The 23,345-nt window shown below is 51.4% G+C and carries 24 protein-coding genes and 2 pseudogenes; 18 read left to right on the top strand and 8 right to left on the bottom strand.

Going from position 1 to position 23,345, the window contains the following annotated elements; genetic code table 11:
• Positions 1-8 precede the first annotated feature (8 nt).
• From JI735_RS04370 to JI735_RS04355, 4 genes and pseudogenes are all read left to right on the top strand, one after another.
• Entirely contained in the window at positions 9-1,679 is a 1,671-nt protein-coding gene (locus tag JI735_RS04370; protein WP_051052206.1) for a response regulator, read from the top strand.
• Between the two features lie 97 nt (positions 1,680-1,776).
• Positions 1,777-2,130: an STAS domain-containing protein gene (locus tag JI735_RS04365; protein WP_202677100.1), complete on the top strand. Its 354-nt coding sequence runs from the start codon at positions 1,777-1,779 to the stop codon at positions 2,128-2,130.
• A 2-nt stretch (positions 2,131-2,132) separates the two neighbouring features.
• Positions 2,133-2,584: pseudogene (rsbW, locus tag JI735_RS04360) on the top strand (anti-sigma B factor RsbW).
• Entirely contained in the window at positions 2,581-3,351 is a 771-nt protein-coding gene (locus tag JI735_RS04355) for a sigma-70 family RNA polymerase sigma factor (RefSeq protein WP_039838404.1), read from the top strand. The pseudogene rsbW and the gene JI735_RS04355 overlap by 4 nt, the downstream one beginning before the upstream one ends.
• Positions 3,352-3,485: 134 nt before the next feature.
• On the opposite strand, the gene JI735_RS04350 is transcribed toward JI735_RS04355, so the two are convergent.
• From JI735_RS04350 to JI735_RS04340, 3 genes and pseudogenes are all read right to left on the bottom strand, one after another.
• Positions 3,486-3,818, bottom strand: a complete 333-nt coding sequence (locus JI735_RS04350; RefSeq protein ID WP_039838403.1) for a DUF5665 domain-containing protein — start codon at positions 3,816-3,818, stop codon at positions 3,486-3,488.
• 153 nt (positions 3,819-3,971) lie between these two features.
• Positions 3,972-4,475, bottom strand: a complete 504-nt coding sequence (locus JI735_RS04345; protein ID WP_039838402.1) for a YtxH domain-containing protein — start codon at positions 4,473-4,475, stop codon at positions 3,972-3,974.
• Between the two features lie 255 nt (positions 4,476-4,730).
• A pseudogene (locus JI735_RS04340) lies at positions 4,731-6,481 on the bottom strand (alpha-glycosidase).
• A 452-nt stretch (positions 6,482-6,933) separates the two neighbouring features.
• Here JI735_RS04340 and JI735_RS35290 point away from each other — a divergent pair.
• The 5 genes from JI735_RS35290 to JI735_RS04320 all read left to right on the top strand — a co-directional run bounded on the left by JI735_RS35290 (position 6,934) and on the right by JI735_RS04320 (position 11,370).
• On the top strand, positions 6,934-7,302 hold the full coding sequence (locus JI735_RS35290; RefSeq protein ID WP_233476244.1) for a hypothetical protein: 369 nt from the start codon (positions 6,934-6,936) through the stop codon (positions 7,300-7,302).
• Complete coding sequence (locus JI735_RS04335; RefSeq protein WP_233476243.1) at positions 7,296-8,255, top strand: sugar ABC transporter substrate-binding protein; 960 nt, start codon at positions 7,296-7,298, stop codon at positions 8,253-8,255. The genes JI735_RS35290 and JI735_RS04335 overlap by 7 nt, the downstream gene beginning before the upstream one ends.
• A 19-nt stretch (positions 8,256-8,274) precedes the next feature.
• The gene (locus JI735_RS04330) at positions 8,275-9,582 is read left to right on the top strand and encodes a sugar ABC transporter permease (RefSeq protein WP_039838400.1); all 1,308 of its coding nucleotides are present in this window, start codon (positions 8,275-8,277) and stop codon (positions 9,580-9,582) included.
• Positions 9,579-10,415 (top strand): sugar ABC transporter permease, encoded by an 837-nt coding sequence (locus tag JI735_RS04325; RefSeq protein ID WP_039838399.1) that lies wholly within the window; start codon positions 9,579-9,581, stop codon positions 10,413-10,415. Before JI735_RS04330 ends, JI735_RS04325 begins: the two co-directional genes overlap by 4 nt.
• A gap of 229 nt (positions 10,416-10,644) precedes the next feature.
• A complete protein-coding gene (locus tag JI735_RS04320) occupies positions 10,645-11,370 on the top strand; it encodes a pirin family protein (protein ID WP_233184769.1) in 726 nt (241 codons plus the stop codon).
• 93 nt (positions 11,371-11,463) lie between these two features.
• On the opposite strand, the gene JI735_RS04315 is transcribed toward JI735_RS04320, so the two are convergent.
• Positions 11,464-11,688 carry a DUF1128 family protein gene (locus tag JI735_RS04315; protein ID WP_020426842.1) on the bottom strand — a complete coding sequence of 75 codons (225 nt, stop codon included), beginning with the start codon at positions 11,686-11,688 and terminating at the stop codon, positions 11,464-11,466.
• A 145-nt stretch (positions 11,689-11,833) separates the two neighbouring features.
• Here JI735_RS04315 and yyaC point away from each other — a divergent pair, with 145 nt between their 5' ends.
• Entirely contained in the window at positions 11,834-12,379 is a 546-nt protein-coding gene (yyaC, locus tag JI735_RS04310; RefSeq protein ID WP_020426841.1) for a spore protease YyaC, read from the top strand.
• A gap of 105 nt (positions 12,380-12,484) precedes the next feature.
• The gene (locus tag JI735_RS04305) at positions 12,485-13,270 is read left to right on the top strand and encodes an alpha/beta fold hydrolase (protein WP_039838398.1); all 786 of its coding nucleotides are present in this window, start codon (positions 12,485-12,487) and stop codon (positions 13,268-13,270) included.
• Between the two features lie 298 nt (positions 13,271-13,568).
• Here the strand turns inward: JI735_RS04305 and JI735_RS04300 are convergent, their stop codons facing one another.
• Both JI735_RS04300 and JI735_RS04295 read right to left on the bottom strand, forming a co-directional pair.
• Positions 13,569-14,861, bottom strand: coding sequence for an MFS transporter (locus JI735_RS04300; RefSeq protein ID WP_167330847.1), 1,293 nt, complete (start codon positions 14,859-14,861; stop codon positions 13,569-13,571).
• A gap of 5 nt (positions 14,862-14,866) precedes the next feature.
• Positions 14,867-15,370, bottom strand: coding sequence for an ArsR/SmtB family transcription factor (locus tag JI735_RS04295; RefSeq protein ID WP_051052202.1), 504 nt, complete (start codon positions 15,368-15,370; stop codon positions 14,867-14,869).
• A gap of 261 nt (positions 15,371-15,631) precedes the next feature.
• Between JI735_RS04295 and JI735_RS04290 the strand changes: the two genes are divergently transcribed.
• The 5 genes from JI735_RS04290 (at position 15,632) to JI735_RS04275 (ending at position 20,599) form a co-directional block, all read left to right on the top strand.
• Entirely contained in the window at positions 15,632-16,294 is a 663-nt protein-coding gene (locus JI735_RS04290; RefSeq protein WP_039838396.1) for a DUF6483 family protein, read from the top strand.
• A gap of 353 nt (positions 16,295-16,647) precedes the next feature.
• Positions 16,648-17,841, top strand: coding sequence for a class I SAM-dependent methyltransferase (locus JI735_RS04285; protein WP_039838395.1), 1,194 nt, complete (start codon positions 16,648-16,650; stop codon positions 17,839-17,841).
• 142 nt (positions 17,842-17,983) lie between these two features.
• Positions 17,984-19,435 (top strand): hypothetical protein, encoded by a 1,452-nt coding sequence (locus JI735_RS35285; protein ID WP_233476242.1) that lies wholly within the window; start codon positions 17,984-17,986, stop codon positions 19,433-19,435.
• Positions 19,330-20,430 carry an O-antigen ligase family protein gene (locus JI735_RS04280; protein WP_233476449.1) on the top strand — a complete coding sequence of 367 codons (1,101 nt, stop codon included), beginning with the start codon at positions 19,330-19,332 and terminating at the stop codon, positions 20,428-20,430. The genes JI735_RS35285 and JI735_RS04280 overlap by 106 nt, the downstream gene beginning before the upstream one ends.
• Complete coding sequence (locus JI735_RS04275; RefSeq protein ID WP_202677098.1) at positions 20,423-20,599, top strand: hypothetical protein; 177 nt, start codon at positions 20,423-20,425, stop codon at positions 20,597-20,599. The genes JI735_RS04280 and JI735_RS04275 overlap by 8 nt, the downstream gene beginning before the upstream one ends.
• Positions 20,600-20,842: 243 nt before the next feature.
• On the opposite strand, the gene JI735_RS04270 is transcribed toward JI735_RS04275, so the two are convergent.
• Together JI735_RS04270 and JI735_RS04265 are read right to left on the bottom strand one after the other, a co-directional pair.
• Positions 20,843-21,496, bottom strand: coding sequence for an SdpI family protein (locus JI735_RS04270; protein ID WP_051051655.1), 654 nt, complete (start codon positions 21,494-21,496; stop codon positions 20,843-20,845).
• A gap of 1 nt (position 21,497) precedes the next feature.
• Positions 21,498-21,830, bottom strand: coding sequence for an autorepressor SdpR family transcription factor (locus JI735_RS04265; RefSeq protein WP_051051656.1), 333 nt, complete (start codon positions 21,828-21,830; stop codon positions 21,498-21,500).
• 331 nt (positions 21,831-22,161) lie between these two features.
• On the opposite strand from JI735_RS04265, the gene uptA reads away from it, so the two are divergent.
• A complete protein-coding gene (uptA, locus tag JI735_RS04260; RefSeq protein ID WP_039834324.1) occupies positions 22,162-22,776 on the top strand; it encodes an undecaprenyl phosphate transporter UptA in 615 nt (204 codons plus the stop codon).
• A complete protein-coding gene (locus JI735_RS04255) occupies positions 22,773-23,339 on the top strand; it encodes a thioredoxin family protein (RefSeq protein ID WP_039834326.1) in 567 nt (188 codons plus the stop codon). The genes uptA and JI735_RS04255 overlap by 4 nt, the downstream gene beginning before the upstream one ends.
• The last annotated feature ends 6 nt before the right edge of the window (positions 23,340-23,345 follow it).

The raw sequence follows: 23,345 nt of genomic DNA, 5'->3' as shown, positions 1-23,345 counted from the left end.
AGGGGCCAATGGGGGTTCAAGAACCGATTCATATACTGCTTGTCGATGACCGTCCTGAGAATCTGCTGGCGCTGGAAGCAGTGCTTGAAAGCCAGCATTATACGCTTGTCAAAGCCAATTCCGGTGAAGAAGCACTGCGGTGTTTATTAAAGCATGAATTTGCAGTGATTGTACTGGACGTACAGATGCCGGGTATGGATGGAATTGAAACCGCCAAATTAATCAAAGCCAGAGAGAAAACGAAGGATATTCCGATTATCTTTATCTCAGCTAACAGCAAAGAGGCGGAGCATCTGTTCGCGGGATATTCTGCTGGCGCGATTGATTATATGGTCAAGCCCTTCATTCCCCAGATTCTGAAATCCAAAATTGAAGGCTTCGTTGATATGTACCTTACGACCAAGAAACATCAGATGCAGACTATGCTTCTGCAGCAAAAGACGCAGGAGCTGGAGAGGATAAACGGGGAGCTGACCAGGGCCAAGGAAGAGGCGGAAATTGCCGCTAAGGCCAAAACGGAGTTCCTTGCCATGATGAGCCATGAGATCCGGACGCCTATGAACGGTGTAGTGGGCATGATTGATCTGCTTATGGAAACAGAGCTTGCCCCTGAGCAGAAAGAGTACACGGAAATTATCCGTAAAAGTGCCGATACCCTGATCACCGTCATTAACGATATTCTTGATTTCACCAAAATGGAATCAGGTAAGATGGAAATGGAGGAGCAGTTATTTGAGCTGCAGACCACTATCCAGGAGGTGTTTAGCTTATTTTCTGCAGAAGCCGGCAAAAAAAATCTCGAATTGGCCTATTTCATCGACCAGAAGCTGCCCAGGCTGATTTACGGGGATATGGCCCGTTTGCGTCAGGTATTAATCAATCTGGTGGCTAATGCGGTTAAATTCACCAACCATGGCGGGGTTTACCTTGTTGCTTCCAGCGTTCCTTCGGAAGATAATAAATTAACGGTCGAGTTTACCATCAAGGATACCGGCATCGGAATCTCTCCGGAGAAATGTGACCGGCTGTTCCAGCCTTTCTCCCAGCTGGATTCCTCGATGACCCGCAAATATGGCGGAACAGGTCTGGGACTGGCCATTTGCAAATCTTTGGTAGGGATGATGGGCGGTGAAATCCGCGTGGAATCCATGGAGGAAAAAGGTGCAACCTTTGTTTTTACGATTAAGACTGCCGTTTCCGAAGACGAGCTTGGGAAAAACCTTCAGGAAGAAGAACATCCTGGCGGTATATCCGGTCAGCAATGGCGCAAAAAGGTGCTGGTAGTGGATGATCATCCCATCAATCAGCGTCTGATGGTCAGTATGCTGGACAAGCTGGGGTATGAATCCACAGTGGCAGAGGATGGACAGCAGGCAGTGGAGCGGTCGCTTCATGAGGATTACGATTTTATTTTTATGGACCTGCAGATGCCGGTGATGGATGGCCTAACGGCGACCTCCAAAATTCGGCAGGGTTCAGGCCATAACGCCACCAAAGCCGTCATTATCGCAATGACAGCAAATGTAATGGAAGGAGTCCAAAACCGCTGTTCGGCTGCGGGAATGGACGGGTACATTAGCAAGCCTTTGAAGATGAGCAGTGTTCAGCAGATTATTTCACGTTATACTAGTGAGGATCATCCGGCAACACAGCGGAATACCACTCTTTTTAAGGCATAATCCAATAAGTACCAGTGTGTCAATGGCGCGCTTTTTGTTTCAAGGGTACAGCTTTAGGGTTATTGGTAAAGAAAACATTTATCAGGAGAGATTGTCTATGAATACAAATAAAAGCGAAAAGTTCCACACAAGAACTGAAACTGAAGACAATGTAAGCACGGTTTATTTAATCGGAGAGCTCGATTTGTCGGTTGCTCCCGATTTTCGTCTGGTTATGGAACCGCTCGTAGGGGACACTGGGCTTGATCTTGTGATTAATCTGAAGGAATTGAGATATATCGACAGCACAGGGATTGGGATTCTGCTCTCGATTTTAAAAGCAAGACATGGAATGGACGTTAAGTTTTCGGTCGAAGAAGTTCCGCCGCAAATACAGAAATTATTTGATATGACAGGCATCTCCAAGTTTTTTGCCCCCAAGAGAATTCCCACTAGGAAAGGATCGAACTAAGGATGAGTGATGACGTGCAAAAAGTAGTTCTTCAGTTACCCGCAAGCGCAGAATATGTCGATATCGTCAGATTGAATTTATATGGCATTGCCTCCAAGATGGGTTTTACTTATGAGGACATTGAAGATATGAAAGTAGCTGTATCGGAAGCCTGTAACAATTCTGTACTCTATGCCTACGGTCAGGAAGACGGTTTGGTTGACGTAATCTTTGAAGTTGGATCAAGTGCCTTGTCCATCACGGTCAAAGATGAGGGGAGAGCTTTGACGGTATGGATGCGTCCGGTGAACGCATGACGCTGCATGACAAAGAGCTGAATGATGTTCAGGTAGGCGGGCTGGGATTTTACCTAATGCAAGCGCTCATGGATGACGTTAGCGTTGTGAGCGAAGCAGGAAGAGGGACAGTCGTAACCCTGACCAAACGGCTTAATTTCAGCGAGGAGAAGGTATGAACGAAAAAGTGACTCCCCCTGAGTCCATGAACGAAGCGGTAAGTCTGATCTGGGAATACCAGCAGACCAAAGATAATGAAATTGCAACAGCTTTGATCCGGAAATATGAACCGATGGTGAAGATGGCTGCCGGGAAGATTGCCCGCAACCGTCCTGACCTTTATGAAGATCTGTATCAGGTAGGCCAAATGGCGCTGATTAGACTGCTGCAGCAATATGACATCAGCCTGGGAATTCCGTTTGAGCCTTATGCTATGAAAAGCATGATCGGGCATATGAAAAATTTTCTGCGCGACAAATCCTGGTACATACAGGTTCCTAGAAGGATCAAAGAGAAGGGTGCCCTTGTTCAGCAGGCCATTGATGAGCTAACCATCAGATTGGAACGTTCTCCTGCAGTTGAGGAAATTGCCCATTATCTTGATCTTACCGTAGAAGAAACAGTCGAAGTCCTGGCCGGAAGAGAGTGTTACCATTACGTATCCCTGGATTCCCCACTTTCTCAAGAGGAGACAGGTGCTACGCTTGGGGAACTCATCAGCTCTGAAGCCGATGATTATGAGACCGTGGAGAAGCGAATGGACCTGCAGCAGGCTCTGGGACAACTGAAAGAACAGGAGCAGCAGGTGCTGCTGCTGGCTTTCCAGGATGGCCAGTCACAGCGTGCCATTGCCCAGAAGCTTGGAGTGTCGCAAATGAGCGTATCGCGGATTCAAAAACGGGCTACAGAAAAGCTGAAGCAGATCATGGCGAATTCATCCTATTGATATAGATATGCGCGTATAAGCCTGTATAAGTCTTGTAACCAAAAGGACATGCCCTTCCCGGCCGGGAATAGGGCATGTCCTTTTGGTTTGGGTGCAGCAAATGTATAAGCGGATGGTGCTGATCCCGGGAGGGATCAGCTATTGGCATCAATATATTTTTTGATTTCACCAAGATATTCTCCGATCACCGGCACATTCAGGAACAGGCTGAGAATATAGCCCAGTAAGCCGAGAATCACAAAGGTGCCAAGCGAGAGTCCCAGACCACGGGATATGCCTGCCATAAGATTGGTAATAATCCGTTTTTTGGGGTTGGTATAGTTTTCAAGGATATCCTTGAATTCCGATTTTTCCAGGGAATCAGCAATTTTATCAAGCCGGGCATTCAACCGTTTAACCTCATGCCTCAGCTCGAAGGGATGCTCTTCCACTTCGTACCTTTTCGTGTTGCCGCCCGCATCTCCCATAAGGCATACCTGCTTTCTATAGCCCGTAACCGGACTTTAATAAGGGAATTAAGCCTCATTTGCCAGTAAGAAGCCATCTTTCACATAACAACAGCCAGCTGCTAGTGAGCTGGCTGTTCCCTGCGTTTAGATCAAGCCCCGGGTCACCACAGATTAGTAAGAGGATTTATAAGAGGCTTTAACTTCCTCTTTGGCATCATTTGCCGTATCCGCTATATCCTTGGAAGAAGCGGAAGCTTCTTCGGCAACATCTTTGGAAGCGTCTTTTACGTCAGAGGCGACATCAGCCGACGCGTTCCCTACGGTATCACCGATTTTTTTACCCGTTTCCGATAAAGTGGCGGCTATTTGCTGTTTGCTGTCGTTGACTGTGGTGAAAATATCCGAAGCTTTGGCCGACACAGTGCTGGCAAGGTCCGTAGCCTTTTCCCCAACAGTAGCAGCAATCGATTTGGTTTTATCCGTTACGACACCGGCAACCTCTTTGGTTTTGTCCGTAGCGGTTGAGAATTTTTCCGACAAGTCACTGCGCATTTCACGGCCCGGCTTGGGAGCGAACAGCAATGCTGCAGCAGCACCAATCAAACCTCCGATAAAAACTCCTTTGAAAAATGTGCTTCCACTCTCTACCGGATATTCCGTTTCTGCTTTATTCATTCCAATCACTCCTCATTGGATTATTGTAGTCCAGCGTCTCGGCTGCAGGTAATGACCAGGGCCGTCATCTGGATATCAGGGTGGCCTGAAGGTTCTTACTTCGTATATAAACGTGGGTGAATGGGCTGAAACAGCAAAAAAGCATGGGAAAGATTGCCGCAGCATATGGAAGCATGAGTGAATTTTATTGGTTATATGCCGTAAAAATTAAGATATTTGAAACTTTACAAACCACTTGAAATGAATTGCCTATCCTTAAGTCTCGCGGAGAATCATATATCCGTAGGCGGGCAGCTGGAGCTGTCCCCGTTCCCAGATGTCTGCCGGCTGCTGGAGCTCCAGATTGATCCAGGTGCTTTCTAATTTAAGCGCTGAAATGTGGGCGTCTATGGGAAGTTCGGAGTTATTCATGATTACCAGGAAACGGTCGTGCTCATCCCACCGTTCATAAACAAGCAGCTCCGGGTGCTCCGGGTGTTCAAGAAACTTAATCGCACTGCCGCGGAATGCGGAGTTCGATTTACGCAGCCGGATGGCCCAGCGGTAATACTCCAGAAGGTCCTGATTCTGTTTCCGGGGGTCCCATTCCATGCATTTCCGGTTGTGTGGATCATACTCCCCATCCATGCCGATTTCATCTCCGTAATAAATACAAGGCGTGCCCTGATAGGTCATCAGGAACAGAAAGGCCAGTTTCAGACGCCGGATATCCCCGCCGCACAGGGTCAGGAAACGTACGGTATCGTGGCTGTCCAGCAAATTAAAGGAGACTTCCGTAATCTGCTGCGGATAATTGGCCAGTAAAGTTCCGACCGACCGCGAGAACTGCCCGGCACCGGTCTGCCCACGGGCAAAAAAGTTCAGCAGCATGTTCGTCAGCTGATAATTCATTACGGCGTCGAACTGGTCTCCGAGCAGCCATGGCAAGGAATCATGCATGATTTCTCCAACGAGATAAGCATCGGGATTGATCTGTTTAACCATAGTGCGGAAATCACGCCAGAATTGATGGGAAACCTCATTGGCGACATCCAGGCGCCATCCGTCTACACCGATTTCCTGAATCCAGTAGCGGCCGACCTTCAGCAGATATTCCCTGACTTCCGGATTCGCTGTGTTAAATTTAGGCATAATCGGCTCAAAGGCGAAGGTATCATAGGTGGGGATTCCTCCGTTTACGCCGGGAGGCCACTCTTTCACATGAAACCAGTCAGCATAACGCGAAGCACGCCCGTTCTCCAGCACATCCATAAACGGGGGGAAGGTATGGCCGCAATGGTTAAATACGCCGTCCAGCAGCACACGGATTCCCTTCGCATGGCAAGCATCCACAAGTTCTTTCAGCAGTTCATTTGTCCCGAAATGGGGGTCTATTCTTAAATAATCTGCGGTGTCGTATTTGTGGTTGGTGGTTGCCGCGAAGAGCGGGTTAAAATATATGGCGTTAATGCCAAGTTCGCACAAATAATCCAAATGCTCCAGCACGCCTTGCAGGTCTCCGCCAAAAAAATTCGTCGGGCTCGGTGTGCCCCCCATTCAAGTACGCCTTCGGGATCATTGGAAGGGTCCCCGTTCGCGAAACGTTCCGGGAATATCTGATAAAAAACAGCATCCTTCACCCAAGCGGGCGGCCGGTGCACATCTTCAGGACTCAGTATTGGAAAGTCAAATAAGCCTTCATAGATAATTTCAGGAGGATGTTCCAGAAACCCCTTTTCCAGAAAATATACTGTATTTCCGTCTTGGTGCAGCGCAAAATAATAGGCCAGCCGGCGGTGAGGCGGCCGAACGGCAGCCTGCCAGTAATCGAACAAATTATCGCTGGACAGATGTTCCATCGCATATTCGGAATGGGTTCTGTCCCAGCCGTATTTGTCCCCGCAAATCAAAACTACCCGTGATACATCGTCCCGTTTCGTCCGGAGGCGAATATGGATTACAGTTTCATCGTAGGCATAGGACCAGTTCTGGCCCATCCGGTGATAAACGCTTTCCAGGTGAATCATACCCACATCATCCCTTCGCGGCAGCAAACGTAAAAAAAGGTTCAACCTCACAATTGTGGAGGTTGAACCCTTTCGGTTTCATTGCCTTTAAATTTTCCTGCATCATAACACATGTTTTCCGGTTATGGCAAGCGTCTTATTTTTATTAAGCCGGGAGGGTAGAAAAATGGAGATATACTTAGATAATGGCCAAAATCAGAAGAAAACAATACGGAAAGCTTGGGAAAACGGAGGGTTTTTTAAAATAAAGCGCTTGCATTCGAATTTCCGGTTATTATAAAATGATGGCAAACAAACTTGGAAATTCATTAATACACTAAATTAAAGGCAATGTTACCTGTAAGGGTACAACCTCGGCACTTTGTGCAAAAGGGGTTGTGCCTTTTTTATTTGCCTGAATTTTGTATGAGAGACAGGTTTGTTCAATGAGTAATCACAGGGGAGATGAGTACATGAAGAGATTTAAGCGTTCCAAAATGAATGCGGTATCATTGATGGTAGTTCTATGTATGCTTCTGGTTATGACGGCCACAGCCTGCAGCTCAGACAGCCCGAAGACCGCCTCCAGCCCGAAGGGCGGGAACAACCAGACCGCCGAAACTTCTGCTCCAGAGAATACCGCCGATCCGGAAATGGAGCCGGAACAGGGAGCAAAGCTGATGGTTTGGGAAGCCAAGGAGCAGCTTGAGTATATGAAGGGGGTTGCCGCCGATTTTGAAAAAAAATACGGTGTCCCCGTCACCGTTGAGGAATTGGCGGGCGGCGATCAGGGGGACGGCTGGCTACCGATGGTCCATCCAAGCTTGCAGCCGATGTGCTGACCCTTCCGCATGACCAGATCAGCCAGGCCGTCAAAGCCGGTCTGCTGTTGCCCAATGATGTGTTTGAGGAGGAAACGAAAGCAAGCATGGTGGAGACAGCGGTGCAGGCATCATCCTATGATGGGGTTCTGTACGGTTATCCCAAGTCGGTAGAGACTTATGCGCTGTTTTATAATAAGGATCTGGTTCCTGAGGCCCCCAAGACCTGGGATGATATTATAGCTTTTGCCAATACGTACAACAAACCGAAAGAAAACAAATTTGCAGTCATGTGGGAATTTGTCGGGTATTATACGTATCCGTTTATCGGCAGCTTCGGCGGCTATATTTTCGGCGACGGCAATAGCAATCCGCAGGATATCGGTTTGAATAATGAAGGAACAATCAAAGGGTTCACCTTTCTCCAGAGCCTGAAAAAAATCCTGCCGCTGAATGCGGGAGATATCACCTTTGACGTAAAAACCCAGCTGTTCCAGGAAGGGAAACTTGCCATGAACATTGACGGTCCGTGGTCCACAGGGTCGTTCAAGGATCATGTCAACTTCGGTGTGGTACCGCTTCCAAAAGGACCGGACGGAGAGGAAATGATATCTTTTTCTGGCGTCAAATCCTATTATGTTAACTCTTATACCGCTTATCCCGTTGCTGCCCGGTTATTCGCACATTTTGCCAGCAGCAAGGACAATCAGCTTAAAAATTATAAAATGACCGGAGCGATCCCTGCAAGCATTGAAGCCGGAGAATCACAAGAAATCAAAAATGACCCCATTACCCTCGGGTTCTTTGAGCAGTTCCAACACTCTGTGCCAATGCCTGCCATATCAGAAATCAACGCCGTATGGGAACCCTTGAAGGCCGCATTTGTGTCCTTGTGGAATGATCCGGGTCTTGATGTCAAGCAGACTATGGATCAGACGGTTAAGACGATTCAGTCCGATCTGGAGTCGAAATAAAGGACAGGTGGTTTGACTTATGCCAAAAAAAACAGGCGCAGCGGTGCTTTCGGCTGTAATCCCGGGCCTGGGCCAGATGTACAATAGGCAGTGGTTGAAAGGGCTGGCGTTCCTGGTGACAGGTATGGCCTGGTTCTATTTCATGACCCATGGTTTGACCGGCCATCTGCGCGGACTGATTACACTAGGCGAGCTGCCAAGCCGCATGGTCAAGGTGGGTAAGATGACCCGGATGGTAGAGGGCGACCACTCCATTTTTATGATGATTAACGGCCTGATGGCCCTGCTTGCGCTGTTCTTGTACTGCGGATTTTATCTGCTGAATATCAGAGATGCCTTCATGGTTGGAGCTGCGCGGGCGAGACAGGAGCAGATCCGGTCCTTTGGCCAATCGCTTAAGTATATGGGCCGCAGACATTTTGCCTATCTGGTGCTGGCCATCCCCTTAACCGCTATAGTTTTTCTGACGATCCTGCCGCTTGTATTCTCGGTCCTCCTGGCGTTTACAAACTATGCGGACCCGATTCTGCCCCCGGCTAATCTGGTGGACTGGGTCGGCTTCGGCAACTTTAAGAAGATGCTGAGTCTGGATGTATGGAGCACCACTTTTGGCGGTATTCTGACATGGACCTTGTGCTGGGCGGTGATTGCCACGGTAACGACTTACATCGGAGGGGTCCTTGTCGCTGTGCTCATTCACCAGCCGCGTGTCCGCTTCAAAAAGCTGTGGCGGACTCTGCTGATCGTGCCTTTCGCCATTCCCAATATGATCTCGCTGCTCGTGATGCGCAACATGTTCAACAACCAGTTCGGACCGGTCAATAAATATCTGGGGATGATTGGGCTGAACGGCCTGCCTTGGCTGACAGACCCGTTCTGGGCTAAAGTCACCGTTATACTGGCCAACATGTGGATCGGCATTCCGGTTACGATGATCCTTGCCTTCGGGGTGCTGACGACCATACCGCGGGACTTGTATGAGGCAGCCGAAGTAGATGGTGCCGGATCGGCGCATAAGTTCCGGATGATTACATTGCCCATGGTGCTCTTTGCAACCGCCCCCATTCTCATTATGCAATTCGCAGGCAATATCAACAGCTTTAACGTGATCTATCTTATGACTAACGGAGAGCCGGTCAATCCCCATTATCAGTATGCGGGCGATACCGATCTGCTCGTGACCTGGCTGTATAAATTGGCGCTGAACCAATCGCAGTACAGCTTCGCTTCCGTCATCGGAATTATCATCTTCCTGCTGGTCGCCACATTCTCCATCTGGAGCTACCGCCGGACACGATCCTATAAAGAGGAGGACATGATTACATGAACCGGAAACCGGAGGAAGCCGCAAAAACGATTGGCAGCTATGCCTTGCTGATTCTGCTTAGCTGCATCAGCCTGTTCCCCGCTTTTTGGATTGTGATGTCCTCGTTCAAGACGGGAAACAGCCTGTTCAGCGACACCTTGATTCCGCGCAGGATGACCTTAGTTCATTACCAGGAATTGTTTGAGCAGACCAAGTATCTGCAGTGGTTCCTGAACACACTCAAAGTTGCAGCACTCTCGACACTGATTGGCACATCGCTTTTGCTGCTGGCCTCTTATGCTATATCCCGGTATCGTTTTGCGGGCAGAAAAAGCATGCTGACGGCGTTTTTGGTACTGCAAATGTTCCCGGGGTTCATGGCGATGATTGCCATTTACGTGCTGCTGAACACCCTGGGGCTGCTGAATTCCCACTGGGCCCTTGTGCTTGTATATAGCAGCGGCTCAATAATTACGAACGTTTTTGTAGCCAAAGGCTTCTTTGACACCATCCCGAAAAGCCTGGAGGATGCCGCGCGGATAGACGGGGCGAGCCACATGAAAGTGTTCCTCTCCATCATGATGCCGCTGTCGAAGCCAATGCTCACCTATGCCAGTCTGATGATCTTTAACGGCTGCTTTGTGGACTTTATATTCGCTGACCTTATTCTGCGCACAGAGGAGAAGAGGACGCTTGCTGTTGGCCTGTTCCGCATGGTGAATCAGAGCAATTCCACCGAGTTCACCCTGTTCGCAGCAGGCGCGGTTCTGGTTGCTCTCCCGGTAACACTGCTCTTCATATTTCTGCAGCGGTTCCTGATTGACGGCCTGACTGCAGGTGCGATGAAAGGCTGACCGGGGCCAGGCGGATAGACGGTACACATCAATAATTAGCCGCCTTGCGGGGAGCTGCAGTTCCCCGCAAGGCGGTTTTTTGACATGGAACTATTTAGTAAATAATGCTGATTGACCTGGAAGGGATGCGGGTAAAAAATACATAATTACAGCGCCTAAAACAACAATCAATTAAGAAGCGGCCATACCCTGAAGTAAGGATAAGGTTCCTACATCATTGGAGGTGCAAATGATTATGATCAAAGTCATTACATCAGCAGAGCGCCATACTTCGAATAGAGAATGGATACACAGTGAGTTCAGCTTTTCTTTTGCCGATTATGATGACCCGAGCAATGCGCACTTTGGAGCCTTGCTGGCCCATAACGACAATGAGCTTAGCCCCGGGCAAGGCATGCATGAGCATCCGCATCATGATCTGGAGATTATTACTTATGTAGTCTCAGGGGTGCTGAAGCATCAGGATGATCTCGGCAATCATGCAGAACTGCAAGGGGGGAGTGTCCAGGTTATGAGCGCGGGGACGGGGATCAATCATTCGGAAACGAACCCGTCAGACAGTGAGCATGCCCGGTTTCTGCAAATATGGCTGCTCCCGGATCAGCCGGGGCGGCAGCCCAAATGGGATGCAAAGTTCTATCCGGCAGAGCATAAGACCAATACTCTTTTGCCTGTAGCATCAGGAAAAGGGGAAGAGGGTGCGCTGGAGATCAATGAGAATGTAACCGTCTACCTGTCTTCTCTGGAGCGGAGCCGGGAACTGAAATACCAGCAGCGTGAAGACAGGCGGACGCATATCTATCTCATCTCCGGCCATCTGGAGATTGCTTGCTCGGACGGAGTATTCCAGCTAGAGCCGGGCGATGCGGCCCGCATCCGCAAGAGCTGTGATCTGCACCTTAAAGGAACGGGCAGTGACAGCAACGCGGAGTTCATATTGATTGATCTTCCATAGTTTCCAGAGCGGACGAGTCAAAAGAGAGCCCCATCCAAACATCCGTTAGCCGGTGGATGTCAGGATGGGGCTCCTGTCCGTGTGTATTCCTGTTTATTTGTCCCGCAGGCGTCCAAGCTCGGAGACCAGTGCTTCCACCTGGGAAATGCTCAGCCTGTCACTGCCCATCGCGACTTCATAAATATCAAGAATGTCCTCGTAATTCTTCACTGAAAAGGCAGAGGCCTGCATAGCTGCCGCACTCGCCATCTTCAGCTTGCTTTTAATGCCCTCGATCATATATTCAACATTTTCCTGGGTTGGCTGCGATAAATCCATTGGGTTTAACAGTCCTCTCTATATTATTAATTCAAACATTCTAACATGTTTGAGGGCGCAAACACCATTGTTTTGTCCATTTCGGTGATATCTGTTAAATTAAAAACAATACATGGGCTATAAAAAACAGAAGGAGGCAAGGACATTGGCAATCAGGGAGCAGGAAAGCAGAAAACGCAAGAAAAGGGATGCTTCCGGGCTGATATTCTTCTTCCGGGAGATCGCGTCCCAGCATCCGCCGGAGCAGATCACGTTTCTGTGCATCGGCACAGACCGGTCCACAGGTGATGCGCTTGGGCCGCTGACCGGCAGCCAGCTCTTGGAGCAAGGCTTTCCGCATGTAAGCGGGACAATGCCTTCTCCGTGCGACGCAGATAATTTGGAGGCACGGATCGCGGAGATTCCTGCCGGGCAGATTGTTATTGCCGTTGACGCCTGTCTGGGCCCTCCGGCTTCCCTTGGCTATTTCCTGACGGCTGATGAGCCGCTGCGGCCGGCACAATCGGTGGGGCTGAACCTTCCGGCAGTGGGGCATTACAGCCTGGCGGCTATTGTAGATGTCTATGGACCACGGCCATACCGGACGCTGCAAAGTACTCCCCTGCACAGAGTGATGGTAATGGCCAAACAGATAGCGCTGGCTGCGGCGGCCGGTTTCGGGATGGAGACCGGGAAAGCGTTTCAAGATTGAAGAAATAGCTTAAATAATTAAGACAAGCAAACCGTCTCAGACCACGGGGCGTCCAGTTGTCTGCGGGCCGGGTTTGACTACTACATAGAAAGAGGGGAAGCTGCCATGGAAATTGTTCGTTGTGAGGGAAGCAATATTTGTTACAGTGATCAAGGCACAGGTGACGTTATTGTACTGCTGCACGGCTTCTGTGGAAGCTCCAGCTACTGGGAGCAGGTAATTCCGCTCTTGAGCGGCAATTACCGGGTAATCGCTCCGGATTTACGGGGCCATGGCGTCTCGGATGCTCCACTCGGGGCGTACAGCATAGATCAGATGGCTGATGATGTGTTGTCCCTGCTTGAAGCGCTGGAGATTCCAGAGTGTTATCTGCTGGGTCATTCCCTTGGCGGCTATATCACGCTTTCCTTTGCCCAGCGCCACGCCTCCCGTCTGAAGGGATTCGGTCTGATTCACTCTACCGGTTATCCGGACAGCGGGGAAGCCAGGGAGAACCGTCTGAAAAGTGTCAGCAAGATTCAGAATGAAGGAATCTTCGCTTTTGTGGATGGGCTGGTACCGGGCCTGTTTGCACCGGGCGCTGCTCCGCAGCTTCTCGAACGCACGAAGGAAATTGGTTACAGAACGCCTCCGCAAGGGGCAGTCGGAGCCGCAATGGCGATGCGTGAGCGTCCTGACCGCCGCGACGTGATCTCAGCTACGGCGCTGCCGGTGCTGCTCGTAGCCGGTGCAGAGGACAGCAAGGTGACCCCGGAGCAGACATTTACCTCGAACAAGCCAAATGTCACCCAGGCAACTATATCCGGGGTAGGGCATATGAGCATGTACGAAGCACCTGAACGTTTGGCCGAAATCATCAAGGACTATGTGCATGCGGCTGTGCGCAAATAATCAGAGACCCTATGCGGGGCAAGATCCTGCAGGGGAAACCCTAAAGAGGCAGCACCCGACGGAACGGGGCTGCTTCTTTTTATTACGACCATACCCCACAATGATAAACTATAGTTCAACTTATATAGTTGGAAAAAGTAAACTTATTTCACCCCAAAATCAATAATTGTGAGATTTAAGTGGAAAAAGGAAACTTAATTGGGTCGTATGACTGCGTAAGGAGCGAAATGAGCTGAATTAGTTAACGGTTCTCCAGGCAACGCTAAACTGAAATACAAAACGGCTGCCTAATGCTATATTACTGGAAATTGCGGATAGCCGGAATGCTCAGCACGAGCGCAATGCAGGCCATGCCCAGCCCCGAAAAGATGGCAATGGTTGCTACACCGCCGATCAGATCGGCCAGCCAGCCGACCAGAATATAGCCGACCGGCAGCAGGGCGAAGGAGCCCAGGAGATCAAGGCTTGCTACACGCCCGAATGCTTCCTGCGGCACCAGCTCCTGCATGCTGATCTCCCAGATCAGCATGAATACCATGAGCCCGAAGCCCTCCAGGGAGAAAAGAATCACAGCACCCGCCGCGCTGGGAACGAAGGGAAGGAGAAGGAGGGACACCCCGCTGATAAAAGCTCCGCCATAAGCCATCAGGCCGCGGCGGCTCCATCTCTGCCGGGCCCCGAAGATCAGTCCGGCAAGGATGGCTCCGGCACCGGAACAAGTGACAGCAAGCCCGTAGAGGTAGGGGGCCCAGCCATGATGGACTTTAAACAGCCACGGCACCAGAATGCTCGTAATTCCGCCATAACAGATATTAATAAATGAAAACGCAAGAATGGTGATCCAGAGCCAGGGATGACTGCGCAGCACAGCAAGCCCCTCCATGAAATCCTGCTTCCAGCCGGTTGAGGGGGACGGAGCGGCCATGGACCCAGCCGTGCCGGATGCATCAGCCCGCACTCTGGCAATAAGCGCTCTGCGCAAATAGATCAAGCATATGAATGAGAACACATACGTAAAGGCATCAAGTCCAAAGCCGATTCCTGCCGACAGATGAGTGATAAGCAGCCCGCCGAGAGCAGGACCGATCAAACGGACGGTCTGTGTGGTTATTTGGGTTACCGAGTTTGCCGTGACCCGGATGTCCGGTGTAAATACTGTAGCCCGGACCGCCGCATATGCCGGTTGGAAGAGGCCGTCAAGCAGGCCGTAGCAGCCGATTAATACCAGCAATAACGGAATGCTGAGCAGTCCGGTCAAGGCCAGCACGGCCGTAGCAAGCATGATTAAGGCGCGGAAAATATCGGCCAGCATCATGATTCCCACCCGGTCATAGCGGTCTACAATGTGTCCGGAGACCGGCAGCATAAGGATGTTGGGAAGCATGTAGACAGCCATTACGACACCCATGGTTGTCGTAGATCCGGTCAGGGAATAGACCAGGACGGGGAGAATAACCATGGTCACTGAGCTTCCGAGGAAAGAAATCAGATGTCCCAGCCACAAAAAGGGGAACGCCCGCGATTTGGCAAAAGGTGCGGCAAACCCGCGGAACGGATTGGTTTTGCCTGATTCAGAAGTGCTTGCAGGCATCATCTCTAAGGGTTCACCTCCGGCTCGGGAGTCCTTAAGTGTCCGATGACGATGTTAACGCCATATTCAGTCCCCAAGGTAACCCTGGATTCCCAGGAGGAAATGAAATCCATCATCTCCCGCCGGAAGCTCTCCAGCTCTTCCGGGGATAAGGTCAGTCTTGTAGTGAAATGGTCCACCTGATCCTCCGCCCGGAATTGAAAACCGCTGAAATTTTCCGTACGGAACCAGGTGGCCTTTGAACGGTAAAATTTCTGGATAATGCCTCCGGCAGCCTCTGTCCGGACAAGCTCCAGCAGGCCGCCTTCAAACAGCTTGCTGATATGATAATGGACATTCCCCGGTGTCTTCTCCAGCTTTTCGGCAACTTGCTTGGAGGTCAGGGGCTCTGCAGCCAGCAGATGCATGATCTTGATCCGCAGTGCACTTTCCAGCAGCTTTTCCTGTTCGGGGGACACCTTCAGAGGCTGGCGCTGGACGGAAGCTTGATATTCCTTATCTTCATTCATCTGTAAATCCTCCTATCTGGAAGCAGGTCGTACTGTAATTTAGTTCAATCTGGATTACAGATCGTATTACTGCAGTGTAGTCCATCCTGTGCAGAACTGTCAACAGACAATCGCTGCGACGAGCTGCTGCATGGCTCCGGCTTGCCAAGTAGCGCTAAGCGGTGTAATGGTTTAAGATGAATCCCAAGGGCAGTCTTAAAAACTGGCCGCTGGAGGAAGATTTGCAGTCCAGGCGCTGCAGCTATGGAAGGAGTGTGCAATATGTTCCGGAGAGATTACATCGTGCGGATGATTGAGGACATGACCGCAATGGTCGCCAAGGTAATGACGCTTAAGCAGGAGAAAAAGACAACCGAAGCCCTGTGGGAGGTTGATGAGCTGCTGATCCGGCATTTCCGCCTGAATTCCCGGCTGCTGAATTCATTATCCGTAGAGGATATTATTGATATGTATCTGCTGGGGGGCGTTGTGGAATCTGATAAGCTCCAGGGTGTGGCCCGGCTGCTTAAGGAGGAAGGAGCCATCTATACAGCGGCGGGAGACAAGGACGCGGGGCTGTTCAGAGCTATGAGGTCACTTCATCTGTTTTTGTATGCTGATCTGCATGGTGCTGACCGTGCATTGCTGCAAATGCCCGCTGATATCGACGAGCTTTTAAGAGAAACCCAGGCATACAGTCTGCCGGCAAAAACAGAGCGGCTGCTGCTGTCCTACATGGAATCGCTCGGGCGCTATGCCAAGGCGGAAGACAGCCTCTACAGGCTGTGGGAACAAGGACAGGATGTTGTCCAGGAAGGCAAAGAACTGTACAGCCGGCTGCTGCTGAAAAGCCCGGAAGAACTGGAGCTCGGCGGTCTTCCCGAACAAGAGGTCAGAGATGGCCTGAAAGAATGGGAAAGACTTACAGCTGCTGTCAGACAGTAATGATGCCTTGCGCGGACTGCTATTTTGTAACCGAAAAAATGCTATACTATATAGATTGAACTTATAATCCGTAGCATTCACGTCAGATCACAACAGAGAAATTGTTGCAAGACTGTACATTCTGCAATAGAATTGCCCAAGGTTCAGAGATGAATCATATTCTACTGCATTTCGTGCAATCTATTACCGGATTTTAGGCCAAAAACAACTTTTCCAGGGGATTCTACTGCAGAGATTGCAACAGATCCCGTTTTACAGCCGATTTATCGGACATCTGCTGCATAAAGTGCAATAGAATGCGTGCAGACCTTAAGTATCATACTATAAATTATCTTCTATTTGGCGAAAGTGAGATGTACCCTGTGGAATCTTTAGATGCTTTGATTGAACAAGTCATGAGCGGCCGTACACTGATTACGGCAACTCTTAGCCAGCTGCGAAGCAAGGGTGAAACCACCTACACCAAGGTGCAGGTGAAGCCCGTTGAATTAAAGGGCAAGCTGCATTACCAGTTTGCCTACTATACCGGTCCCAAGGTCGAGCACCGCAATATTCCGGCGGAGTCTGCGGCGGCGGAATTAATGTCGCTGTTTAGAGAGAAGTTCCGTCAGGGGCTGCTCTGTACCATCGAGGCTGATTATCAAGTGCTGATCAGTAAAAAGTATAAGGTATCCATCCTGACCAAATCACCGAGCAAGCAGGAGGCGCCCAATCTGGCCCATAACCGCCGCAAGCGGTATGTGCTGGATGAAGGCGAGCCGGTGCCGTTTCTGGTTGAACTGGGCATTATGAACAGCGAGGGAAAGGTGCTGGCCAAGAAGTACGATAAGTTCCGTCAGATCAACCGTTTCCTGGAGATGGTAGAGGATGTGCTGGCCGATCTGCCAACCGGCCGTCCGCTGACCATTGTGGATTTTGGCTGTGGCAAATCTTATTTGACCTTTGCGCTGTATCACTACCTGGCCATTCGCGAGCAGCGGGAGCTGAATATTGTCGGGCTTGATCTCAAAGCCGATGTGATTGAGCACTGCAGCGCGCTTGCGGCCAAGCTCGGCTATGGCAAACTCCGTTTCCTGGTGGGGGATATCGCGGATTACAACGAGCTGGAGCAGGTGGATATGGTCGTAACGCTTCATGCCTGCGACACTGCAACCGATGCAGCATTGGAAAAAGCGGTCCGCTGGGGTGCCTCAGTGATTCTGTCTGTTCCCTGCTGCCAGCATGAGCTGTTTGCCCAGATCGAAAGCGGGGTGCTGAATCCGCTGCTGTCGCATGGCATCCTGAAGGAGCGCTTCTCAGCCCTCGCGACCGATGCGATCCGGGCGAAGCTGCTCGACCTCATGGGATACCGCACACAGCTGCTGGAGTTCATTGATATGGAGCATACCCCGAAGAACATTTTGATCCGCGCCGTCAAAGGCGCAAGCGGAGACAATACCGCCAAATGGCGCGAATACAGCGCATTCCGTGATTTTCTCGGTGCGAAGCCGTATCTGGAGCGCGTCTGCACTGATCTGCTGCCGGGTGAAGGCACAGTGCAGGGCTAATCTCTCATACAATGAATCATTAATGCCATGACAGGACGGCCGTTTCCCCGCGGGAGCAGGTTCGTCCTGTTTGTGCTGCCTTTTGGTTTATGCATATTCTGGAAATACTAGAGGTAACTTGACTCATATAGGGGAAATCCGAATGAGATTGAATAACCAGGACAGCCAGAAAAAAGCGCTGGTCTTCGCTTGTACAGGCGCAGTATTCGCTGCGGTCATGGCAGCTTCCCTGCTGAGGGGGATGTTTTTTGCCGGAGAGATCTATCCGGTTCTCACAGTGTGGCTGGTACTGTGCGGGATTTTTTGCGCCTGGGGCCAGGCAGTATCTGCATTGCTCAATGATGAAAGAAGGGATCATGTCCTTATGATCCATGTGGTGAATAAGCCGGCTCTGATCCTGCTGGGCTGCCCGTTGGCGATCTTTGTCTTATACGCATTGGCGGGTCTGCGTGGTCCTGTGTCTGCTCAAGAGACAACAGATGAGCTGCTGCGCTGGGCATTTTATGCCACTTTTGCCCTACTGGCCTATGTCTGTGCGGCTGACCGCCAGGGTGCTCGGCTTCTTGCGGCAATTTGGCATGTGACGGGAATGACCCTCAGCTTAAGCGCATTGCTTGCAGTATGCGCTCAGCTGAAGCTCCCCTATGCGGTAGCATACACCGCAGCGCCTGAAGTCAGCGCCACAGGCGCCAGACTGGCTGGCCTGCTGCAGTATCCGAATACTTTTGGGGCGGTCATGGCTGTATTCCTGCTGGAGCGGCTGTTTGCCGCTGCGTTCCATGTGCAGCGGGTACAGTCCCGGGCGGCAGAACGTGGCGCTGGAAGTAAGGAGAAGAGCGGGAAGAACGGTACTAGCGGGCGGAGATGCATGCAGAGAGAGCGGATTGCGCACAGGATTATCGAGTGGGGGTGGAGCGGCAAGACGGGGAAGAGTCAGCGGAGAAACATGCAGAGGGAGCGGGGCATTGCGCACAGGATTATTGAGTGGGAGTGGAGTAGCAAGACGGGGACTAGCGAGCAGAGAAACATGCAGAGGGAGCGGGGCATTGCGCACAGGATTATTGAGCGGGAGTGGAGTAGCAAGACGGGGACTAGCGGGCAGAGAAACATGCAGAGGGAGCGGGGCATTGCGCACAGGATTATTGAGCGGGAGCAGAGCGGCAAGAAGAGGATTAGAAAGTTGCGCGGGCTGTACAGCAGCGCAGGAGGGCTGCAGCTGCTGCGCATGCTGCCGCTTTTCCCCTGCGCTGCCGCGCTGCTGCTCAGCGAGTCGCGCGGCGCGTGGCTGGCCGCGGCCTTGGCCTCTGCCGCGGCCCTGCTCTGGAAGCGGCAGCTTTGCATGCCGCTTCTGCTTGCCGGTGCCGCGCCTGTGGCCGCCGCGGCATGGCTTTACCGCCAGCTGGCCCGGACCGGGCTGGCGGTAGAGCCGGTGTCCGGCCTGCTTCTGCTGGCCGGACTGTGGGCGCCGCGCTGCTTGGCGGCGCCTGGCTGTGCCGCCGCCGGACTGGCACGGCAGGCGGATGGCTTGCCGCCAGGGCAGCTCTGGCGGCGGCACTCTGGACGGCTGCGGGCAGCGCCGTCCTCTTGCAGGTGAGCGAGCGGATCACCGGACCGTCATCGACGGTCGCCGCTCGCGGCCTGTTCTACCGCGATGCCTGGAAGCTCGCGGCAGAAGCGCCCTGGCTGGGGCGCGGGGGCGGGACTTGGCGGAGCACGTATCTCGCCGCCCAGTCCCGCCCCTACGTGGGCAGCCAGGTGCACAGCGGCTACCTGGACCTCCTGCTGAACCTGGGAGGCGCCGGCCTTGCGGTAATCCTGCTGTTCCTGTTGGCCGCAGGATGGCTGGTGGCGGCAGGGGCGCCAAGGCTGCTGCCGCCCCTGCTGGCGCTTGCCCTGCATAGCGCCGTCGATTTTGACTGGAGCTACGGCCTTGTCTGGCTGCTGCTGTTCCTGCTGCCGGCGCTTGCCCGTGCCGAGAAACTTCACCACGCTGCCCCAGACAACTCACCGGTACGCCCCATATCTGCCAAGTCGCCGCCCATCACTGGCGGCCCCGGGCGGCTGGTACCTTTTGCAGTGCAGCATCGGCTGCTGAGAGTTTCAGTAGTTACGCTGCTCTGCGGCGTCACTCTGGCGCTGTCCGTGTTGTCTTTTCAAATGATGAAAGGGGAGTCGTTATATAAGCAGGCGGCAGGTGCTTCCCACAGCGAAGAGAGGATACCCCTGCTGCGGCAATCCCTGCAGTGGAACCCCCGTCAGCCGAAGGCCGCTGCGGCCTTATCCCGGATGCTTCCGGAGCCGGAGGGAAGCGCCCTGCTCCGGAAGGCTCTGGGCTATACTCCGGAAGATGCCGCTTTGAACTGGGAACTCGCTAAACGGGCCATGCGCGGAAATCATCCGGGAACGGCTCTGTACCGGGTGCGCAAAGGCGAAGCGCTCGATGTTTTTAATGTAGTCAAACGGGTAGAAGCAGCCGAAGGAATGCTGGATATGAGTGTACGGAAACTGAAGGCCGGGGATGAGCTCAGGGGCGCTCCAGAGCGCCGATGCCGGATTGGAGCTGCTGCGGGAGTACCGTCTGTTGGCTGAGCAAGAAGGCAGCAAGGGGCTGCAGCATAATGACCGCCTGTTTGGCGCCCAAAAAGAAGCAGAAGGCATAGACCTTCGGCTGAGGGAAGCACGTGCTGCTGCACGTTATTTACGGACAGTAATGCTCCCTGTAAAGGGGGAGGGCACCGAGCCGGAAGTTGTGCCTTGATTTTGTGGATTTTTTCGTCCCCATATCTATCATTGAACCTTGAAGCTGTATAGGAGAACGTAAGCTAAGTGGAAAAAGTAAAACTAATTCGCTGAGGCTGATTTCAGCCGGATTAGTGATACTTTTTCCCACATAGGGTACCTTCATGGGCCCAATCGGTTCGATTAGTGATACTTTTTCCACTAAGGAGGGGGCTGCCGTCATTTTGGAGCCATTTTCAGATATATTTTAAATAATGTGGCTTTAAGCCCTGCTGCGGATTGAGATCAGCCACGAATAGGCAAAGGGCAGGATGATGGCAATCACCAGCGCGGCAATAATCATGCTGATAGACAGGCTTTTTGGTAAAAATGCTCCCAGCGCGATCAGCAGACCGCCGATCATCCACATCACACCGGAGAAGCGGTGCGTCTTCCGCCATACCTCCGGGCTGGCGAGTGTCCATGCAGTGCGGATACCTGTGAAATAGTTGTCTCTGATCTGCGGCATAAAGTTGCCGACCACGATAAACAGCAGGCCAATAGCGACCATAGCTATTTTGCCGGCAGGAATATTTTGATTCAGACCGTAAGAGACGGTCAGCACGAGCATAGCATCGAACAAAGCCGCGATTGCCAGACGAATCATTTTGTAGGCGTTTTGAAATTTGCTGTAGTTCTCTTTCTTTGGATCAACGCTTTTGATGAACTGCATCGCCAGCGGGAAAATGAGGCCCAAAAAGCCTGTCAAAGCGATAACCGATCCTTTGCTCCAATAACGGTCGGCCTCTCCCCTGATGTCAAAATGGGCAGGCAGCTGGTCGGGCAGCTTGCCGTAATTGGCCAGCGCATAACCCAGCGAGAGAACGCCCAGAATGACAATCACTGTGTCCTGCCATTTCCATTTGAAGTCTTTCATATCAATCAACCTCCTTGTGTGTATCCTTAACCGGTTTGGGTTTGGACTCTGTGCGGCTATGTGTTTCGCGCTCTTTTCCAGTACCTGTGAACTCAAGGAACCAGCCTAGCACCTCTTCAAGCACGGTCGTATCGAGCGAATACAGAATGAATTGCCCCTGACGTTCGTCCTGCACCAGTCCCGCATGCTTCAGAGCATTCAGATGATGCGAGATGCTGGGTTTGGACATATTAAAATAATCGGCGATCTCCCCGGCAGTACGATCCTTTTCCCTTAACAGACGCAGGATCTGCCTACGGGTCGGGTCAGCCAGCGCCTTGAAGGATTCGTTCATGTTCATCCGGCCTTTCGATATTTAAATAATTATCTAAATATATAATAAGTATTCCGGATCAGTTATGTCAATCGTCTATTTTTAAATACAAGAATATTTATCTTGTCATAAATTCCCTTCGGTTTTTTGCTGGAACGGCACCGTTCTTATTTAAGGAGAGGCGCCGGCCTTTCTGCTTGCCAGAGAGATTTTCAGTTTCCCTTAAGTAGAAGTCGTAAGCCCGCATATGCTAGAATAGGCTAGGAGAAGCTGGGTACATAGAGCGGAATCGCCAAGGGCCTTAATTAGGCGTAAGCGAATTCGGCGAAAAAAACGGGAGGAGGAGCTGCATTTGCACGTTATTTCTGATCTGATCTCGCATTTGTTTGAATGGATTCAGAGTCTTGGTTATTTCGGGATTATGATCGGGCTTATGATTGAGGTTATCCCAAGTGAAATTGTGCTGGCCTTTGGCGGATATCTGGTCTCGCAGGGGGAAATTAATTATTTTGGTGCGGTGCTTTTTGGTACGGTTGGAGGAGTTATCGCCCAGATATTTGTGTATTGGATCGGCCGTTATGGCGGCAGGCCCGTCCTGGAGAAATACGGAAAGTACATTTTCATCAAGAAAAAGCATATCGACCATTCTGAAGAATGGTTCAATAAGTATGGCACAGGCGTCATCTTCACCGCCCGGTTCATCCCGGTTGTGCGTCATGCCATATCGGTTCCTGCCGGAATCTCGCGCATGCCGCTGGGCAAGTTTACTTTGCTGACTACACTTGCGGTAATTCCGTGGAGTGCGCTGTTTGTCTATTTGGGCTATACACTTGGCGACAAGTGGGAAACCATTGATGAAGTAGCCGCCAAGTACACCCATGAGCTGGTTCTTGCAGCCATTGCTATTATTGTTATATACTTCCTGTTCAAATGGTACAAATCCAAGAAGAAAGGTAGTGCAGTATGAAGCAGAATGTAGCTCATAAGTTTGGTCAGGGCCTTACTCCGCGCCAGTTCGTGGAAGGTATGACGAAGAACCAGCAGGCTTTTGAATCGTGGTATGAAAAATTCGCCTGGGAAGATCAGGATGACCGTGCGTATTTTGAAAGTCTGAACCACCGGGACGATCTGCGCGTGCTGATACTGGCTGCCGACTGGTGCGGTGATGTTGTGCGCAATGTGCCGGTGGTGTTCCGCATTCTGGAAACCGCAGGGATCAAAACCGAGGTGCTGATTCTGGAAGAAAATCAGGACGTAATGGATGATTTCCTGACTATGGGCGGAAGAGCTGTGCCCATTGTTATTTTTGCCGATACAGGCGGTTATGTGCTGGGCCACTGGGGTCCCCGTCCGGAGCATGTGCAATCGCTGATGAGGGAGTTCAAGCGGGAGAATCCGGACCGTGAGGCACCTGACTATGAGAGCAAAATCGCCGAAGTCCGCAAGGCGATGGGCCAAGCTTACGGGGAAGGAACGGAGTCGCACGCAGTGATTGCCAAAGAGCTGCGCAGCCTGATCTCCGGATTCTAAAAAGCG

Origin of the sequence: Paenibacillus sonchi, from assembly GCF_016772475.1 — a bacterium.
Taxonomy (GTDB): Bacteria; Bacillota; Bacilli; order Paenibacillales; family Paenibacillaceae; genus Paenibacillus_AQ; species Paenibacillus_AQ sonchi.
Note: the sequence above shows the minus strand (reverse complement) of the source record. Positions and strands in the feature narration are given on the sequence as shown.

What these genes read in the sequence shown, in the direction of transcription:
- JI735_RS04365 (WP_202677100.1), top strand. Translation starts at nt 1,777, where the DNA reads ATGAATACAAATAAAAGCGAAAAGTTCCACACAAGAACTGAAACTGAA.
- JI735_RS04355 (WP_039838404.1), top strand. Translation starts at nt 2,581, where the DNA reads ATGAACGAAAAAGTGACTCCCCCTGAGTCCATGAACGAAGCGGTAAGT.
- JI735_RS04330 (WP_039838400.1), top strand. Translation starts at nt 8,275, where the DNA reads ATGCCAAAAAAAACAGGCGCAGCGGTGCTTTCGGCTGTAATCCCGGGC.
- JI735_RS04290 (WP_039838396.1), top strand. Translation starts at nt 15,632, where the DNA reads ATGTTCCGGAGAGATTACATCGTGCGGATGATTGAGGACATGACCGCA.
- JI735_RS35285 (WP_233476242.1), top strand. Translation starts at nt 17,984, where the DNA reads ATGAGATTGAATAACCAGGACAGCCAGAAAAAAGCGCTGGTCTTCGCT.
- JI735_RS04295 (WP_051052202.1), bottom strand. Translation starts at nt 15,370, where the DNA reads ATGAATGAAGATAAGGAATATCAAGCTTCCGTCCAGCGCCAGCCTCTG.
- JI735_RS04270 (WP_051051655.1), bottom strand. Translation starts at nt 21,496, where the DNA reads ATGAAAGACTTCAAATGGAAATGGCAGGACACAGTGATTGTCATTCTG.
- JI735_RS04255 (WP_039834326.1), top strand. Translation starts at nt 22,773, where the DNA reads ATGAAGCAGAATGTAGCTCATAAGTTTGGTCAGGGCCTTACTCCGCGC.
- JI735_RS04345 (WP_039838402.1), bottom strand. Translation starts at nt 4,475, where the DNA reads ATGAATAAAGCAGAAACGGAATATCCGGTAGAGAGTGGAAGCACATTT.
- JI735_RS04285 (WP_039838395.1), top strand. Translation starts at nt 16,648, where the DNA reads ATGTACCCTGTGGAATCTTTAGATGCTTTGATTGAACAAGTCATGAGC.
- JI735_RS04300 (WP_167330847.1), bottom strand. Translation starts at nt 14,861, where the DNA reads ATGCCTGCAAGCACTTCTGAATCAGGCAAAACCAATCCGTTCCGCGGG.
- JI735_RS04265 (WP_051051656.1), bottom strand. Translation starts at nt 21,830, where the DNA reads ATGAACGAATCCTTCAAGGCGCTGGCTGACCCGACCCGTAGGCAGATC.
- JI735_RS04305 (WP_039838398.1), top strand. Translation starts at nt 12,485, where the DNA reads ATGGAAATTGTTCGTTGTGAGGGAAGCAATATTTGTTACAGTGATCAA.
- JI735_RS04320 (WP_233184769.1), top strand. Translation starts at nt 10,645, where the DNA reads ATGATTATGATCAAAGTCATTACATCAGCAGAGCGCCATACTTCGAAT.
- JI735_RS04370 (WP_051052206.1), top strand. Translation starts at nt 9, where the DNA reads ATGGGGGTTCAAGAACCGATTCATATACTGCTTGTCGATGACCGTCCT.
- JI735_RS04325 (WP_039838399.1), top strand. Translation starts at nt 9,579, where the DNA reads ATGAACCGGAAACCGGAGGAAGCCGCAAAAACGATTGGCAGCTATGCC.
- JI735_RS04350 (WP_039838403.1), bottom strand. Translation starts at nt 3,818, where the DNA reads ATGGGAGATGCGGGCGGCAACACGAAAAGGTACGAAGTGGAAGAGCAT.
- JI735_RS04315 (WP_020426842.1), bottom strand. Translation starts at nt 11,688, where the DNA reads ATGGATTTATCGCAGCCAACCCAGGAAAATGTTGAATATATGATCGAG.
- JI735_RS35290 (WP_233476244.1), top strand. Translation starts at nt 6,934, where the DNA reads ATGAAGAGATTTAAGCGTTCCAAAATGAATGCGGTATCATTGATGGTA.